Origin of the sequence: Nitrosospira briensis C-128, from assembly GCF_000619905.2 — a bacterium.
Lineage (GTDB): Bacteria > Pseudomonadota > Gammaproteobacteria > Burkholderiales > Nitrosomonadaceae > Nitrosospira > Nitrosospira briensis.
The window spans coordinates 2,617,057-2,633,558 of record NZ_CP012371.1 but is presented as its reverse complement, the minus strand read 5'-3'; the positions used below and the strand labels follow the sequence as shown (position 1 = coordinate 2,633,558).

Sequence of the window (16,502 nt, the reverse complement as noted above, 5' to 3'; positions counted from 1 at the left end):
TTCTGTTTGGTCAAACATGGCCGGTTTGCGCCGCTCCTTCAATGAGAAAAGGCATTCACAGCACATATAGCAGGGCCCATATACGGCACGACACGCCTGAAGCAGTACATAAGCAAAGGGACGAAAATCAACCGAGGTGGCGACTCCGTTTCATGTTTATGTGTGAAATACTTGAACATTTTAGTGCCCATGCTGCCAAACCCAATCACAAGCATTAACGACCTGCGAGTCAGCGAGTAGCAACGCAAGCGGACAACAGGGGTGAATCCTGGCATATTTGTACTGGCATGGGTATCGAGAACATTTTTACATAAGCGTTTCGAGCAGGAAAGACCGGGAGATTATTTCTATGGATGAGTTCGCTTTCGCCCGGGTGGTCCATGTGTTGGGCGTTGTGCTATGGATTGGTGGCGTGGCGATGGTCACTACCGTGCTGATTCCAGCCATGGCACAGATGAGGTCGACATCCGAGCGAACGGAGTTTTTTGCGCGTATCGAAGGCCGCTTTGCACCGCAGGCTCGCTTCGTCACGTTACTCGTCGGCTTGAGCGGATTCTACATGGTGCATTTTCTGAACGCATGGAGCCGTTTTGCCGAATTGAGCTTCTGGTGGATGCATGCCATGGTTCTGGTCTGGCTGATCTTTACCTTGATGTTGTTTGTGGTGGAACCGCTGGTGTTACGGAAACAGGCCCCGAAAACAGCGCAGCACGACGCCGAGAAGACTTTTCGCCGGATGCGGCGCATGCATTGGATATTGCTCGGGTTAAGCCTTGTCACTATTGCGGGCGCTGTGGCAGGCAGCCACGGCTGGATGTTGAGCGGGGAGTGAGCATGAGTTACGCGGCATTAAAAATGATTCATGTCACCAGTGTGGTAATCAGCTACCTGTTGTTTTCGTTGCGCAGCATATGGAAAATGCGTGAATCTTCCGCTTTGCAGCAGCGCTGGGTAAAAGTTACACCCCACGTGGTGGACACCATACTGCTGACGAGCGCCATCGTGCTGGCTACCAGGATTCACCAGGATCCGATACATGATTCATGGCTCAGCGCCAAAGTCATCGGCCTGCTGGTTTATATCGGCCTCGGAATGATGGCGCTGAAATTCGGCAAAACCCGTAAAGCAAGAATCTATGCGTGGATCGCGGCTCAGTTGACTTTTCTTTATATCGTACTGGTCGCCGTGACCAAGAATCCGGCGGTAGTTTCCTTTACATCCTCGTAAACAGACAAGCCTGCAAGTTGAGAAGCCGTAGCGTTCCCAGCATTCGCTTCTGCCACATTGCTTCACGTAATACTGCGTCACGTAATGCCTTATAATTGCATATGTCCGTCTTAACTCTCTTTTTCAAAATTCTTTCTACATGCTAGCACGTTGGTGGGTTTACCTGCTCGCCGCATTTTTAGCGCTAGGTCTTATTGGAGTCTTGCTGACCGGCTTTGCCGCGCTGGTTACCATTCCCACATTGCCCTCGCTTGAAGCGCTGACCGATTACCGTCCGAAAATCCCTTTACGAGTGTACAGCGCTGAAGGTCTCCTGATCGGAGAGTTCGGCGAAGAGCGTCGCGAGGTGGTCAAGATCAGCTCGGTCCCGGAACGCCTCAAACAGGCGATTCTGGCCGCTGAGGACGACCGCTTCTATCAGCATGGCGGAGTGGATTATCCCGGCATATTGCGGGCGGCCTATTCGAATTTCACTTCCGGCGGCGCGCGGCAAGGGGCCAGTACCATTACCATGCAAGTCGCACGTAATTTTTTCCTGACCAAGGAAAAAACACTCACTCGGAAATTCAGCGAGGCTTTGCTGGCATTCAAAATTGAACACAGCCTGAGCAAAAACGAGATTCTTGAACTTTACTTCAACCAGATATATCTCGGGCAGCGTGCTTATGGCTTTGCTGCCGCATCGCAGGTCTATTTCGGAAAGAGCCTGGAGAAAATCAACCTTGCAGAAGCCGCAATGCTGGCGGGACTGCCCAAGGCGCCTTCACGCTTCAATCCGGTAGTCAATCCCAAGCGTGCGAAAACCCGGCAGCTTTATGTCCTCCGGCGCATGCGCGAACTCGGCTATATTTCCGATACAGCGTTCAAGGAAGCGGAAAAACATCCGCTGCAGGTCAAACGCGAATCGCAGGAATTCGCAATGCACGCCGGTTTTGTGGCAGAAATGGCACGGCAGGCAGTATATGAACGCCATCGTGAAGATACCTACACCAAAGGTTTCAAAGTCTATACCACGATACGACGGCTGGATCAGGATGCAGCCTACAACGCGGTGCGGCAAGCCGTGATGGATTATGACAGCCGGCATGGGTATCGCGGCCCTGAAGCATTTATCAATCTGGCACAAACTGGCCAGGATCGCGAAGAGATACTGGAAGACGCGTTACAGGAAGTGACCGACAGCGACGATATCCAGGCTGCCGTAGTGCTGGCGGCCAGCACGAAATCGGTCAAGGCGTACCGACGGGGTGGGGAAATCATCGAGATTACCGGTGATGGCCTCAAGTTTGCCCAGAAATCCCTTTCCAGCACCAGCAAGGCGGGCTCTGGTCAGCAATATATTCGTCCAGGCTCGCTCATCCGGATACGGAAGAACGAAAAAGGCGTGTGGCATATCGTGCAACTTCCTCAGGTCGAAGCCTCGCTGGTCGCAATAAACTCGCATGACGGGGCAATTCGCGCCATTGTAGGCGGGTTCGACTTCAACCGGAACCAGTTCAACCATGTTATACAGGCATGGCGCCAGCCGGGCTCCAGTTTTAAGCCGTTCATTTATTCCGCATCACTGGAAAAAGGCTTTACGCCAGCCACCGTCGTCAACGACGCTCCGCTCTCCTTTACCGCCGAGGAAACAGGAAGCGATCAGTGGGATCCCCGAAATTACGAGGACACCTACGAAGGACCGGTACGCATGCGCGAAGCGCTCGCCAAATCCAAAAATCTGGTTTCCATTCGCATTCTTCAGGCAATTGACGTTCAATACGCGCAGGATTATGTTGCCCGCTTCGGCTTCGACCCCAAGCTGCACCCCGCCTACCTGCCGATGGCGTTGGGTGCCGGGTCGGTGACCCCGATACAAATGGCGGTGGGTTACGCCGCGTTCGCCAATGGGGGCTTTCTCATAACACCTTATTTCATCCAGCGCATCGAGGATGAGAGAGGCAATATACTGGAGCAGCCAAAACCCGTGCTGGCGGGAGAAAGCGCCAAGCAGATCATAGATCCGCGCAACGCCTTTCTTATGACCAGCATGATGCGGGATGTGGTACAGCGGGGAACCGCGACCAGGGCAAAACAGCTCGGCCGTGCCGACCTGGCCGGGAAAACCGGCACCACCAGCAATTATGTCGATGCATGGTTTTGTGGCTACCAGGCCGACCTGGTCGCTATCGCCTGGATCGGCTTTGATAACCCAAAATCACTGGGAAACAACGAAACCGGTGGCCGGGCTGCCTTGCCGATGTGGATGAGCTATATGAGCAAGGCATTGAAAGGCGTCCCGACAGCAGCCTATACGCCGCCTGCCGGCATCACCACAGCAAAAATCAACCCTGAAACCGGTTTGAGGGAAGCGCACGGTACCATGACCGAATATTTCCTGGAAGAGCAGCTACCGCCCGAAGCGAACGACAAGGTGGACGAAGCGATAAAATCGGTGGAGGACGTGATCAGGGAGTTTTTGTCACCGTGAATGAAGCGGTCCATACCTCATGCCAACCCACCAGTAGGTCGGGCTCCGCCCGACGATCAAAGAAACGATGTCGGGCGGAGCCCGACCTACCTGTTTACTCCTTCAGCCACTCCGCCGCATCGAGGGCGTAGTAGGTCAGGATGCCGTCAGCGCCGGCACGCTTGAAAGCCAATAACGATTCAAGAACGCATGTTCTTTCGTCAAGCCAGCCGTTTTGCGCAGCAGCCTTGAGCATGGCATATTCACCGCTTACCTGGTAGACAAAAGTAGGGACGCCAAACCGGTCCTTTACGCGGCGCACGATATCCAGATAAGGCAAACCAGGCTTTATCATCACCATATCGGCGCCTTCTTCCAGATCCAGACCTACCTCCCACAGCGCCTCGTCTGAATTGGCCGGATCCATCTGATATGTATACTTGTTACCCGCGCCCAGATTGGCGGCGGAGCCCACTGCATCGCGAAAAGGGCCGTAAAAAGCGGAAGCATATTTTGCGGAATAAGCAAGAATACGGGTATGAGTACACTTCTGACCTTCAAGCGCCTCCCGGATCGCTGCAATGCGCCCATCCATCATGTCGGACGGCGCCACTATGTCCGCCCCGGCCTGGGCGTGCATCAGCGCCTGTTGTGCCAGCACGGTGACGGTTTCATCGTTCATCACATAGCCATGGGCATCGATCAACCCATCCTGGCCATGGCTGGTATAGGGGTCGAGTGCAACATCGGTAATAACGCCCAGCTCCGGAAATTGCTTCTTCAGCTCCCTTACTACCCGTGGCACGAGCCCTGCAGGATTGAAGGCTTCCGAGGCGGTGAGATTCTTGAGACCGGGCTCGATAACCGGAAATATCGCGATAGCCGGTATGCCGAGCCGCAGGCATTTTTCCGCTCGATGCAGCAGTACATCCAGGCTTTGCCGCACAACACCCGGCATCGAGGATACGGTCTCCTCCCGATTTTCTCCATCCAGTACAAATACGGGATAAATCAGGTCGTCCGGATGCAGACGATTCTCCCGCATCAGGCGACGAGAAAATTCGTCGCGACGCATGCGCCGCATCCTCTTCTGTGGAAACTGGTTTAAAACTGGCATTGGTCTACCTAAAAAAGAAAATTGATAAAAAATGAAAAACCGGGAACTTGTACTCGAATCCTGCGTCTTACTTGCAGACGTTGCTTAATTGTCTCCCGCTTTTCCTCCCTGAGCGGGTACCTTAATCCCTATTAAGGTATGTTTGCCCCCGGTTTTATTCCCCTTTAACCGGGGGTTTTTTATTTTTTGCTTCGGAACAGCATTCGGTTCCCGAACCGAATCAGCTTCCAATCCCAGCCACGTGCCTAGCAAGGCCGTGGCGTCTTTCACCCCTTCCCTGGTTTTACTGGAAAATAACTGTACGCTGCATTGCGGATAAGCTTCACGTAAATAAGCCAGCACCTCTTTGAGTATTTTTTCTGCCTGCTGTCTGGTCAGCTTATCCGATTTCGTGAGCAGCACATGCACCGGTTTTCCTGTTGACGCAAACCAGACCAGCATCTGGCGGTCAAGCGGGGTCAACGGGTGCCGCACATCCATGATAAGCACCATTCCACAGAGCGATTCCCGCGTCTGGAGATAAGTGCTGAGCAGGTGTTCCCAATGCCGCCGTACATCGATGGGTACTTTGGCGTAGCCATATCCAGGGAGGTCCACCAGAAAACGGTCGCCCCCCAGCTGAAAAAAATTCAAATGCTGAGTGCGTCCAGGCGTTTTGCTGACGAAAGCAAGGCGGCCCCGAGTAGCCAGCGCGTTGATCGCGCTGGACTTGCCCGCATTCGACCGCCCGGCAAAGGCTATCTCCACCCCGTCGGGTGACGGCAAATGGCTCAACTGATTGACAGTGGTATAAAACGTTGCATGCTGAAAAACGGACATATTTCAACCAAAAGAGTAAATGCAGATAGCTAAAAACAAAATTTCCAGAGCCTCCAAATAAGTCCCCCAGGATACGAACGGACCGATAATCGCATTGAAGGGACGAGACCTGTTCAGAGGCTTCCAACTTGCTGCGGATGAAAGCTGAATTTACAGCGGTGCCTGCGGGTTCTCCTGGGCGATTGCCAGCAGGCCTTGTAATACCAGATTATCCATTACTTTGGCATTGACGTTAAGTTGCGGCAGCAGCCGCTGTGCCGAGCCTCCGCATAAAATACAGTCAGGCACGCGACCCAGGGTACCTGCAAGCGTCACGGCCATCCGCTCGATGGCGCCGGCCATTGCATGCATCGCGCCACTGCATATGGCATCCGCGGTGCTGTCAGGGTAATCGCAGAATTTCCCCTCCGCGGATTTCAAGGATACGATATCCCTCATCAGTATTTGCTGCATCAGATCAATACCCGGAGTAATAATGCCGCCAAGAAATTCACCTGTGTCGGTAAGAGCGTCAACAGTCATTGCGGTCCCGGCGTCCACGACCAGGCATCCTTGCCGTTCCGATTCCCATGCGCCAATCAGGGCCGCCCAGCGATCACTGCCGAGTTGGGCGGGGTCCGCATAGTAGTTGCGCACGCCGCACTGGTAAGCAACCGCATGGATCCATTCCGGTTGGGTTTTCCATCGGGCAAATAGCTCGGACAGATCGCTCCCGGCCTGCGCGTCGGCAACATGGGATACCATGATACGCGAGGGTTCCTCCAGAACCTCCCATTCTCGCTCCAGCAGCACCTTTTTTCCTTGTGCCACGACTCCTTGTTTCAGCCGGTTGCTCCCGTCGTATAGTCCCCACTTGATATGGGTGTTGCCGGAATCAACTGCCAGCAAAAGCGGTTTCAGGCTATTCTGCATAGCGTAATCTCGCCACCGCTGTAGCTACGAATACCTGCCGAAGTTTGCAGCAGCAACGATCCGTCATCCGCCACACCATGAACGGTGCCCTCCTGGCTTGAACCGTCGGGGAAGCGAAGTTTGACAATCTTATTTTCGCAAAGATGGCGACTCACCCATTCTTCCTTGAATGGCGCAAAGCCTCGGCGCTCAAACTCTCTCAACGCGGCTGCGAGATCAATCAATAGCGCAGCCAATAATTCATTTCGATCAGGCATTTTACCGGTAATCGAATACACGTCCGTCACCCCCTGGTCTATACGCGCCTGTATATTATCCGACAGCTTCAGGTTTACGCCCACGCCAATGACGGCAGCGGAGGGACCCAGCATATCACCGTGCAATTCGATGAGTATGCCTGCAAGCTTGCACAGGTTGTACATGACGTCGTTGGGCCACTTGAGTACCGCGCCCTCGATTCCCGCGGACTCGAGCGTGCGTATGATCGCCACTCCAATCGCGAGGCTCAGGCCGGACAGGAAGCTGGCACCCTGCTGAAATTGCCATGACATCGAAAAAGCAAGGCTGCCGCCCAAACCCGAATGCCATTGCCGTCCGCGCCGTCCACGTCCTCCGGTTTGCAATTCTGCCGCAACCACATGAATACCGGCCCTGCCGCAATTTATCCCTCTCGAAGCTTCATGGAGCAAAAAAGTGTTGGTTGAGTCGATGCTATCCATCACTTCGAGGTCGATATTGTCCGCCTCGCTGCCGAGGTGCTTCAGAATAGCCTCCTGTTCCAGCCATTGCACCGGATCGAGCAGGCGGTAGCCACGACCGTAAACCCTGTGTACTGTCAGACCGGCTTCATCCACGTCTCGTAGCGCGTTGGACACGCTGGCCCGGGAAACACCCAGGGTTTGTGCAATGGTAGCGCCCGAATGGAATTCGTTATCGCTCAACAGGCGCAGAATAGAAAAAGTGAGCGGCTTCATATTAACCAGTGTAGTGCAAATTTTTCCGGCCTGCGCTACAGCTTGCGCATTAATCGGCGTGAAGGGTTTTTATCGGATTTAGCGTAATGCGCTAATCTCTCTATAATAGGTGAACCAGCGTTAAGCATAATGAATGAATGAATGACATGAGAGGCTAATTTGAAAGATAACCCTGCGACCGGGCCCGCGGCGCTGCCCGTTTCCAACTTCATCCGTAATATCATCGAAGAAGATAACAGGACGGGCAAATGGGACGGACGCGTAGAAACCCGTTTTCCGCCTGAACCGAATGGCTACCTGCACATCGGCCATGCCAAAAGCATTTGCCTCAACTTTGGCCTTGCCCGTGATTATAACGGTATATGTCATTTGCGTTTTGACGATACCAATCCTGAAAAAGAGGAGCAGGAATATGTCGATTCAATACTTGATTCGGTTGAATGGCTGGGCTTCAGCTGGGGCAAGCACCTCCATTACGCCTCCGACTATTTCGATAAGCTTTACGAGTTTGCCGAGCACCTCATCAAGCGGGGCAAGGCGTATGTAGACAGCCTTACTGCCGAGGAAATCCGCGCGCTACGCGGAACACTGACCGAGGCTGGCGAGAATAGCCCTTATCGTGAACGCGCCACTGAAGAAAATCTTGACTTGTTTCGACGGATGAAAGCGGGAGAGTTTGCAGACGGGACGCATGTTTTGCGCGCCAAAATCGACATGACGTCTCCCAACATCAACCTGCGCGACCCGGTCATATATCGTATCCGCCATATTCATCATCACCGCACCGGCGATAAATGGTGCATTTACCCGATGTACGACTACACGCATTGCCTTTCCGATGCGCTGGAGAAAATTACTCATTCGCTTTGCACGCTGGAATTCGAAGATCACCGTCCGCTCTATGATTGGGTATTGGATCAATTGGCTGATATTGTCCCCTGTCATCCCCAGCAAATCGAATTTGCGCGGCTGAATCTCACCTATACCGTCATGAGCAAGCGCAAGCTGATCGAATTGGTCGAGGGGGGTTTCGTCGATGGCTGGGATGACCCGCGCATGAATACGCTGGCTGGGGTACGGCGCCGCGGCTACACGCCCGAGTCCATTCGGCTTTTTGCCGAGCGCATCGGCGTCAGCAAGGCCGATTCGTGGATAGAGCTGGGTATGCTGGAAGACTGCCTTCGCGAAGACCTGAATGAACGCGCTCACCGGCGACTGGCTATCCTGGAGCCGCTAAAGGTCGTTATCGATAATTATCCGGAAAACAGCGAGGAGGATTGCCTGGCGCCCAACCATCCGCAAAAACCGGAGTGGGGAAACCGCATCGTGCCCCTGTCGAAAATCATCTATATCGAGCGCAGCGACTTCATGGAAACACCATCGAAGGGCTACTTCCGCCTCTCGCCCGGCACGGAAGTGCGGTTGCGTTATGCTTATATCGTAAAATGCGTGAATGTCGTGAAAGACGCCGCCGGAGAAGTCATCGAAATTCACTGCACTTATGACCCCGATACCAGGAGCGGCACCGCAGGCGCGGACAAACGCAAGGTGAAGGGCAACATACATTGGCTTTCGGCAAACCATGCGCGACAGGCCGAAGTGCGGGTTTATGATCGTCTGTTTTCCCATGTCCAGCCCGACGCGGGGGGGCAGGATTACAAGGCTTTTCTGAACCCCAATTCGAAGAAAATTATCAATGCCTATGTAGAACCGGCGCTCGGCGAAGCTGAACCGGAAGACCGTTTTCAATTCGAACGCCATGGCTACTTCATCGCCGACCGTGAGAGCTCGAAACCCGGAAAACCGGTGTTCAATCGAGCGGTTACGCTGCGGGATTCATGGAGCAAGCCCGCCAAGGCCTGAAACACGACGGTTGAAATTACGATTGACGCCGATACCGAACTTGCCCGGTTCTACTGTGATATAATGCGAATTCAACTCAAGCCCGTCTTTCTTGAAAAAGCTGCTTCCCTTTCCTGCATTTTTTCGATAGCATATAAAAAATACAAAAGCAAAGCATCCGGAAAAGAAGCGATATATAATTTCTGATATTGCCACAGACCCCTGACTGAACTGCAGCTTCTTCATTTTCAGCATTATCGCATCGGTGTCGTTTGGCCCTGCCTGCCGTAGTCATTAGCCGCATATATTTAACTTGGACGAGAAAGTCACATGAGCCAGCATATCCTTTATATTTCCGACGGGACATTTGAAGCCGAAGTACTGCAATCCGCCGTGCCGGTGCTGGTTGACTACTGGGCTGAGTGGTGCGGACCATGCAAGATGATCGCGCCGATCCTGGATGAAGTGGCCAAGGAATATGGAGATCGGCTGAAAGTGGCAAAACTGAATATTGACGAAAATCAGGCTACCCCGCCAAAATATGGCATCCGTGGCATTCCCACGCTTATGCTTTTCAAAAACGGCAATATCGAGGCAACCAAGGTTGGCGCACTATCAAAGTCCCAGCTTACCGCTTTTATTGACAGCCATATCTAAAATCGCTAATCTTGTAAATAACCGCCTCCCCAAGCGGAATCCTATTCGATCTACCGCTTCTAATTCTCGCTCTGCCCCATCAGTTTTTTCCAACGCGTCCTGACGCTTTACGCCCCTGTTCTTCACCCACGAGTTCCGCTCAATGCACCTATCCGACCTTAAGAACTTTCACGTCACCGAACTGGTGGAAATGGCTATCGCCAACGAAATTGACGGCGCCAACCGGCTGCGAAAACAGGACCTGATTTTCGCCTTACTGAAAAACCAGGCTCGCAAGGGGGAGAGCATTTACGGCGAAGGCACCCTGGAAGTGCTCCAGGATGGCTTCGGCTTCCTGCGATCTCCGGATACCTCATATCTGGCCGGACCCGATGATATTTATGTCTCCCCCAGCCAGATAAGACGCTTCAACCTGCATACCGGCGATTCCATAGAAGGCGAAATTCGCACGCCCAAGGATGGCGAACGCTATTTTGCCCTGGTCAAGGTTGACAAGGTCAACAGCGAACCGCCGGAAAATTCCAAGCACAAGATTCTGTTTGAAAACCTCACCCCGCTATTCCCCACCGAGCGACTACTGCTCGAACGTGACATCAAGGCCGAAGAAAACGTTACCAGTCGCATCATCGATCTCATTGCCCCCATCGGCAAAGGCCAGCGCGGTCTGCTGGTAGCGAGCCCCAAGTCGGGAAAAACGGTCATGCTTCAGCATATCGCCCATGCGATCGCGGCCAATCACCCCGACGTCATCCTGATGGTATTGCTGATAGACGAGCGTCCCGAGGAAGTAACGGAGATGATCCGCTCGGTCAGAGGTGAGGTGGTTTCCTCCACTTTCGACGAGCCTGCGGTACGTCACGTGCAAGTGGCCGACATGGTGATCGAAAAGGCCAAGCGGCTGGTCGAACACAAGAAGGATGTGGTGATACTGCTGGATTCCATCACGCGACTGGCGCGCGCTTACAATACCGTGGTTCCTGCTTCCGGCAAGGTACTGACCGGCGGCGTCGATGCCAATGCATTGCAACGCCCCAAGCGTTTCTTCGGGGCCGCACGCAACATTGAAGAAGGCGGCTCCCTTACCATCATCGCCACCGCCCTGGTGGATACGGGCTCGCGCATGGACGATGTGATCTATGAAGAATTCAAGGGTACCGGCAACATGGAAATCCATCTTGACCGGCGCATGGCGGAAAAACGCACTTACCCCGCCATCAACGTAAACCGCTCCGGCACCCGCAAGGAAGAATTGCTCATCAAACCGGATGTATTACAGAAAATCTGGGTGCTGCGCAAATTGCTCTACCCAATGGATGACATGGAAGCGATGGAATTCTTGCTCGACAAGATCAAGGCCACGAAAAATAACGCGGATTTCTTCGATTCCATGCGCCGGGTATAGTACAAAAACTGCGCCTAATGGAATACATTGTTGCAACCTCTCCCCGGATTATAAGATAATAAGAGTTTTTCCTGCTCCGCAGCTATCTACTGCCGACCGGGCACAGCTCAGCTCAAGGACTACGCCATGAAAGCAAACATTCATCCAAACTACCAGGAAATCACCGTTACCTGTAGTTGCGGTAACATATTCCAGACTCGCTCCACCATGGGCAAGCCGTTGCATATCGAAGTATGCTCGGTCTGCCATCCTTTCTATACCGGCAAGCAAAAAATTGTTGACACCGCCGGGCGAGTAGAAAAATTTCGCCAGAAATATGGAAAAAAGCTCGAAAAGCAACCAGCGGCTTAAAATCAATCGTCAGGTATCTGCTGAAAAAGAGCAGGCAGAAAAAGAGCAGCTTCACGCTGCTCTTTTTCGTTTCCCTACGCTCTTTTATTGTCAGCGGTAAATCAAAATAATACGATGAGGATCGTAACCGCGTTTCAATTGACTCTCGCGCTCGGCTGCCTGCTTCAGTTCTCTGGTTGCGCGGTAAATCCGGTTACGGGCAACCGGAATTTCACGCTCATGTCGGAGGCCGATGAGATGCGCGAGGGCCGGCAAGCCGCTACCGAGATAAGCAAGACATATGATACTTATGACGGTCTGCCGGCTTTGCAAAATTATGTTAACGAGATTGGGCAGAAGCTCGCCAGGAAAAGCCATCGCCCCCAGCTTGATTATCATTTCACGGTCGTGGATAGCCCTGAGGTAAACGCCTTTGCCCTGCCCGGCGGTCATATCTACGTCACACGGGGCATCCTGGCTTATCTTAATTCCGAAGCGGAACTTGCCGCCGTGCTAGGGCATGAGATTGGCCATGTTACGGCACGCCACAGCGTGCAGCAATATAGCGCTGCCACTGCAGCCAATGTTGCCGCCGCCGTTGGCGGCCTGGCAGCAGGCATATTCATGCCGCAACTTGGCGGACAATTGGCACAAGGCGTTCAAAGCCTTCTCGGGGTTACTGGCAGCGCTCTTCTTTCAGGCTATGGCCGCAACCATGAACTGGAGGCGGACCGTCTGGGTGCGGAGTATCTTGCGCGCAGCGGTTACGATCCGCAAGCGATGATCAAAGTCATTTCCGTGCTTAAAAATCAGGAACTGTTCGATATCGAAGCCGCGAAGCAGGAAGGACGCGAGCCGCGACGTTATCATGGTATTTTTGCCACCCACCCTGACAATGACACACGATTGCAGGAGGTGGTTGGTGAAGCGAATCGATATGCCCGGCCGGGAAAACTCGATGATCACCGCGCGGAATTCCTGCACCAGACCGAAGGCATGATTTTCGGCGATGCCGCCAGCCAGGGAGTCGTGCGAGGAAACACGTTTCAACATAAGCAAATGGGTTTCATGCTGTCTTTCCCGTCCGGCTGGCGTATCCGGAATAAACCGGATGAAGTGGTTGCGGTAAGTCCCGACGGGGAGGCCATGGTGGTGTTAGGGCCTCTGGGTGACCAACGCGGGGCGCCAGCCGATCTTGCCCAGGAACGCTTTCGCCCTGAATCCCCTGCGGAAATTCTATCGATAACCAGTAATGGCCTGCCAGTAGCTGTCGTAACGCCCATTGCGCAGGGCGAGCGACCCTTCAAGGCTGCCGTTATTTATCATGAGGGCAAGGCATACCTTGTCGCGGGACGAGGCGACTCCCCCGCGGCGTTCGCCCGCTACCGGGATGCCATCTCCAGCACCATCGGAAGTTTTCGCGCACTTACCGATGCGGAAAAAAAGTCTGCCAGGGCACTTGAGATCAGAACCATTAAAGCCGCCAATGGCTTGAGTTATGCTGAGCTGGCCAAAGAGTCTCCTCTTGGAGTTAACGCCGAAAGTTACCTGCGCTTGCTCAACGGCCAGTATCCCGAGGGAGAGCCCGCCGCTGGCCAGATCATCAAAATCGTCAAATAAACCATTGCTCTACCCTGGGTGATTTATAGCATGCGTAATTCCCAAGTCCTGTTTTTTTTAGCTGCACTACGCATTTTGCACCAGAAGCGGATAATCGGTAATCACCCCATCCACGCCCAGTTCCCGGCAATCGTCGTGCTCGGCTTTAGTGACGGGACCATAAACGAAATTGCGGAAACCATCCAAAGACGCCTGCTTCAATAGATCGCTGTCCAGCACATCATAATCCCATACGATATGATTGATCCTGGGATTGCCGTTATCGTTCAAGTCCGCCAGCAATGAACTCAGCGTTCGCGGCCGATGCGCCAGTAAAAGGCCACAATTGACCTTGAGCGACGACGCGCAGATCGCCACCAGGTCATGGCGAAACGACGTGACGATAATACGATGGCCAGCCTGATGCTTCTTGATAACGCCAATCACGGCGGATAGCGCCTTCATTGTCTTGATCTCGACATTCCACAAGATGCCGGGAAAGTGTTCCAGCGCTTCATCCAGAGTGGGTACCTGATGCCCTGCGATTCGTTCGATGTCACTTCGGATCAACTCCGCCACCGCTTGTCCGGATGCAATAATACGGTCATGAATCAGTACCGGCAAACCATCGCGACTGATGCGCACATCGGTTTCAATGCCGTTCGCGCCTACCGCCACCGCCGCTTCGAAAGCAGCCATGGTGTTTTCAGGAACCGCGTCGTGATATCCGCGATGAGCGATTACCAGCATGATCTGTGATCAGGAACCATATTAGTTCGTCGAAGCGCCCGACGCTTCAGCGTGGAGGCACATACTTGTCGATAAATTCATTCAACACTTTCACCCAATCGTCCCGCATGTAAATGAAACCATTATTGTGGCCGCCCTGCAACTCCAGAAATTGCTTTGGATCGGGTGCTGCCTGATATAGCGCCTGACCATGCGCAAACGGCACGATTTCATCCTGCGGACTATGCGCGACAAATACCGGGCAGGTAACGTTTCGCAGGTAGTCAATCGTGTTGTACTCGAAACGGGACAGCAGCCGTACAGGCAAAAACGGGTACATTTTCGCGGCCATGTCGGGTACCGAAGTAAACGCGGAAGCCAACACCAGCAGAGCCGGCTTTTCCTGTGCCGCAAGCCATGCTGCTATTGCGCCACCGAGGGATTCCCCGAATAAAACGATACTATCAGGCGACAAAGCTTTTTTTTCGATAAGGTATTGCCAGGCGACCTGAGCGTCAAGATAGGTGCCAGCCTCTGATGGCGTTCCGCTACTTTCGCCGTAACCGCGATAATCGAAAATGAATGTATTGTAACCGAGCCGGTAAAACATCGGCAGATAGTCCAGGCGGTGCGAAATGCTTCCGGCGTTGCCATGCATGAACAAAACGGTTGCGGTTGCGACCGGGGCCGGTACAAACCAGCCATGCAGGATTTCGCCGTCAGCGGTCGTGATTTCCACTGACTCGTACGCAAGCCCCAGGTCATCCGGTGTTCCGGTAATGCTTCGCCCAAAATCCGGATAATAGACAAAACGCGGCTGCACAAAAAAAATTGCCGCCGCGAAAACGGCATACCCAGCCATGGCCATGAGGCCTAAATTGAACAGCATATCGGTGCCCGATAGGATGGAATTAGGGAACCTATGAATATTTTCCGGGCTTATCTGCCCAGTTGCCGGTCATTTGGTACACGGAAGCTTATTCAAGGTTTCTGGGTTAATCTGCCTGCTCATAGTTATAATAGCCGTTTTTCAGCCATCAGTAACAGGAACGCAAATGAATCTCGACCGGGTTGGTTCAGGCCGTGACGTGCCCAACGATTTCAACGTCATCATAGAAATACCCATGAATGCCGATCCTATCAAGTACGAAGTTGACAAGGAAACCGGTGCAATGTTCGTGGATCGCTTCATGTCAACGGCGATGCACTACCCATGCAACTATGGTTATATTCCGCATACACTATCGGACGATGGAGATCCGGTGGATGTGCTGGTAATCTCGCCGGTTCCGCTTATTTCCGGTGTGGTCGTGCGATGCAGGGCCCTGGGAATGTTGGAAATGACCGATGAAGCCGGTGAAGACGCCAAAGTATTAGCCGTGCCTGTTGACAAGCTATGCAGCCTCTACCGCAAAAAAAAATCCCATGATGATTTACCTGAGCTGATTCGTTCACAAATTGCACATTTTTTCGCTCATTACAAGGATCTGGAACCAAACAAGTGGGTCAAGGTAAATGGCTGGGTTGGTGTCAAAGAAGCAAAAGCGGAAATCGTGAACGGTGTAAAACGCTATAACACAGCCAAAAAGAAGCCGATGTTTTAGGAAAGCCACTGAACAGGTCCCAGGCGTGCACGATGGAGATTGATACGGTACAGGTCAGTGAAAGGCAATATGAACGCATGCAATGATGCACTGGCTTGAACCTATCCAGCTCAAGGGAGCGCTTGTAACCCTTGACCCGCTTGATATCAATCACATCGATCCGTTAAAGACAGCGGTAATGGATGGAGAGTTGTGGAAGCTCTGGTTTGCCAACGTGCCCTCCCCTGCCCAAATCGGCAATTATGTGGCTAAAGCCATTGAAAATGCCAGGAACGGGGATATCGCGTTTGCGGTTCGGCTTAATGATGCGAACAGGATAGTGGGAACCACGCGCTTCTATAACGTGGACGAAAAAAACAGGCGACCGATGCTTGGCTATACCTGGTATGCAAAATCCGCCTGTAAAACAGGGGTAAATACCGAAAGCAAGCTGTTGCTGCTGCAACATGTCTTCGAGCAAAAAAAAGCCATCGCGGTAGAGTTCAGGACACATTTTTTCAACCAGGCTTCAAGAACGGCAATTGAACGACTGGGAGCGAAGCAGGACGGGATTTTACGCAATCACCAAGTAATGCGTGACGGTTCGGTTCGTGACACGGTTGTCTATTCGATACTCCAGCATGAATGGCCCTCGGTAAAAAACAATTTAACAAGCAGGCTCTCGTTCCACAAACACGGCAATGAATCCGCTGTGGCGGAAATTACGCCAGCCTCATAACCTCCATTGTCGAAATTAAATCGATTTCATGAACTTGAAGGCAGCGGCGCTATCAAAGTAGTTAACCGACAACGCCACTGATGCGACTGTCCACCACTTTATGGGAGATAACGTGTTCCGGCA

17 protein-coding genes are annotated in these 16,502 nt (G+C 52.9%); 10 read left to right on the top strand and 7 right to left on the bottom strand.

The window, feature by feature from the left end; translation table 11 throughout:
* Positions 1-349: 349 nt before the first annotated feature.
* The 3 genes from F822_RS11875 (at position 350) to F822_RS11865 (ending at position 3,697) form a co-directional block, all read left to right on the top strand.
* A complete protein-coding gene (locus tag F822_RS11875; protein WP_025041063.1) occupies positions 350-832 on the top strand; it encodes a membrane protein in 483 nt (160 codons plus the stop codon).
* A gap of 2 nt (positions 833-834) precedes the next feature.
* On the top strand, positions 835-1,227 hold the full coding sequence (locus tag F822_RS11870) for a SirB2 family protein (RefSeq protein ID WP_025041064.1): 393 nt from the start codon (positions 835-837) through the stop codon (positions 1,225-1,227).
* Positions 1,228-1,366: 139 nt separating this feature from the next.
* Positions 1,367-3,697: a penicillin-binding protein 1A gene (locus F822_RS11865; RefSeq protein WP_025041065.1), complete on the top strand. Its 2,331-nt coding sequence runs from the start codon at positions 1,367-1,369 to the stop codon at positions 3,695-3,697.
* Between the two features lie 94 nt (positions 3,698-3,791).
* On the opposite strand, the gene hemB is transcribed toward F822_RS11865, so the two are convergent.
* The 4 genes from hemB to F822_RS11845 form a co-directional block, all read right to left on the bottom strand.
* Positions 3,792-4,793: a porphobilinogen synthase gene (gene hemB / locus F822_RS11860; protein WP_025041066.1), complete on the bottom strand. Its 1,002-nt coding sequence runs from the start codon at positions 4,791-4,793 to the stop codon at positions 3,792-3,794.
* A gap of 84 nt (positions 4,794-4,877) precedes the next feature.
* A complete protein-coding gene (yihA, locus tag F822_RS11855) occupies positions 4,878-5,612 on the bottom strand; it encodes a ribosome biogenesis GTP-binding protein YihA/YsxC (protein ID WP_025041067.1) in 735 nt (244 codons plus the stop codon).
* A 150-nt stretch (positions 5,613-5,762) separates the two neighbouring features.
* The gene (locus tag F822_RS11850; protein WP_036575876.1) at positions 5,763-6,524 is read right to left on the bottom strand and encodes a type III pantothenate kinase; all 762 of its coding nucleotides are present in this window, start codon (positions 6,522-6,524) and stop codon (positions 5,763-5,765) included.
* Entirely contained in the window at positions 6,509-7,498 is a 990-nt protein-coding gene (locus F822_RS11845; RefSeq protein WP_025041069.1) for a biotin--[acetyl-CoA-carboxylase] ligase, read from the bottom strand. The genes F822_RS11850 and F822_RS11845 overlap by 16 nt, the downstream gene beginning before the upstream one ends.
* Positions 7,499-7,657: 159 nt before the next feature.
* Between F822_RS11845 and F822_RS11840 the strand changes: the two genes are divergently transcribed.
* Positions 7,658-9,361, top strand: coding sequence for a glutamine--tRNA ligase/YqeY domain fusion protein (locus tag F822_RS11840; protein WP_025041070.1), 1,704 nt, complete (start codon positions 7,658-7,660; stop codon positions 9,359-9,361).
* Here the strand turns inward: F822_RS11840 and F822_RS11835 are convergent.
* Positions 9,335-9,595, bottom strand: coding sequence for a hypothetical protein (locus F822_RS11835; RefSeq protein WP_025041071.1), 261 nt, complete (start codon positions 9,593-9,595; stop codon positions 9,335-9,337). The genes F822_RS11840 and F822_RS11835 overlap by 27 nt on opposite strands.
* Before the next feature lie 75 nt (positions 9,596-9,670).
* Between F822_RS11835 and trxA the strand changes: the two genes are divergently transcribed.
* The 4 genes from trxA (at position 9,671) to F822_RS11815 (ending at position 13,349) form a co-directional block, all read left to right on the top strand.
* Entirely contained in the window at positions 9,671-9,997 is a 327-nt protein-coding gene (trxA, locus tag F822_RS11830) for a thioredoxin TrxA (protein ID WP_025041072.1), read from the top strand.
* Positions 9,998-10,139: 142 nt separating this feature from the next.
* On the top strand, positions 10,140-11,399 hold the full coding sequence (gene rho / locus F822_RS11825; protein WP_025041073.1) for a transcription termination factor Rho: 1,260 nt from the start codon (positions 10,140-10,142) through the stop codon (positions 11,397-11,399).
* Between the two features lie 126 nt (positions 11,400-11,525).
* Positions 11,526-11,750, top strand: coding sequence for a 50S ribosomal protein L31 (rpmE, locus tag F822_RS11820; RefSeq protein WP_025041074.1), 225 nt, complete (start codon positions 11,526-11,528; stop codon positions 11,748-11,750).
* Between the two features lie 114 nt (positions 11,751-11,864).
* A complete protein-coding gene (locus F822_RS11815) occupies positions 11,865-13,349 on the top strand; it encodes a M48 family metalloprotease (RefSeq protein WP_025041075.1) in 1,485 nt (494 codons plus the stop codon).
* Positions 13,350-13,415: 66 nt separating this feature from the next.
* Here F822_RS11815 and F822_RS11810 read toward each other — a convergent pair whose 3' ends face one another.
* The gene (locus F822_RS11810) at positions 13,416-14,078 is read right to left on the bottom strand and encodes a glycerophosphodiester phosphodiesterase (RefSeq protein ID WP_025041076.1); all 663 of its coding nucleotides are present in this window, start codon (positions 14,076-14,078) and stop codon (positions 13,416-13,418) included.
* A 46-nt stretch (positions 14,079-14,124) separates the two neighbouring features.
* On the bottom strand, positions 14,125-14,946 hold the full coding sequence (locus F822_RS11805) for an alpha/beta hydrolase (RefSeq protein ID WP_025041077.1): 822 nt from the start codon (positions 14,944-14,946) through the stop codon (positions 14,125-14,127).
* A 166-nt stretch (positions 14,947-15,112) separates the two neighbouring features.
* Between F822_RS11805 and ppa the strand changes: the two genes are divergently transcribed.
* Together ppa and F822_RS11795 are read left to right on the top strand one after the other, a co-directional pair.
* Complete coding sequence (gene ppa / locus F822_RS11800) at positions 15,113-15,661, top strand: inorganic diphosphatase (protein ID WP_025041078.1); 549 nt, start codon at positions 15,113-15,115, stop codon at positions 15,659-15,661.
* An 82-nt stretch (positions 15,662-15,743) separates the two neighbouring features.
* Positions 15,744-16,379, top strand: coding sequence for a GNAT family N-acetyltransferase (locus tag F822_RS11795; RefSeq protein ID WP_231623511.1), 636 nt, complete (start codon positions 15,744-15,746; stop codon positions 16,377-16,379).
* Positions 16,380-16,502: the final 123 nt, after the last annotated feature.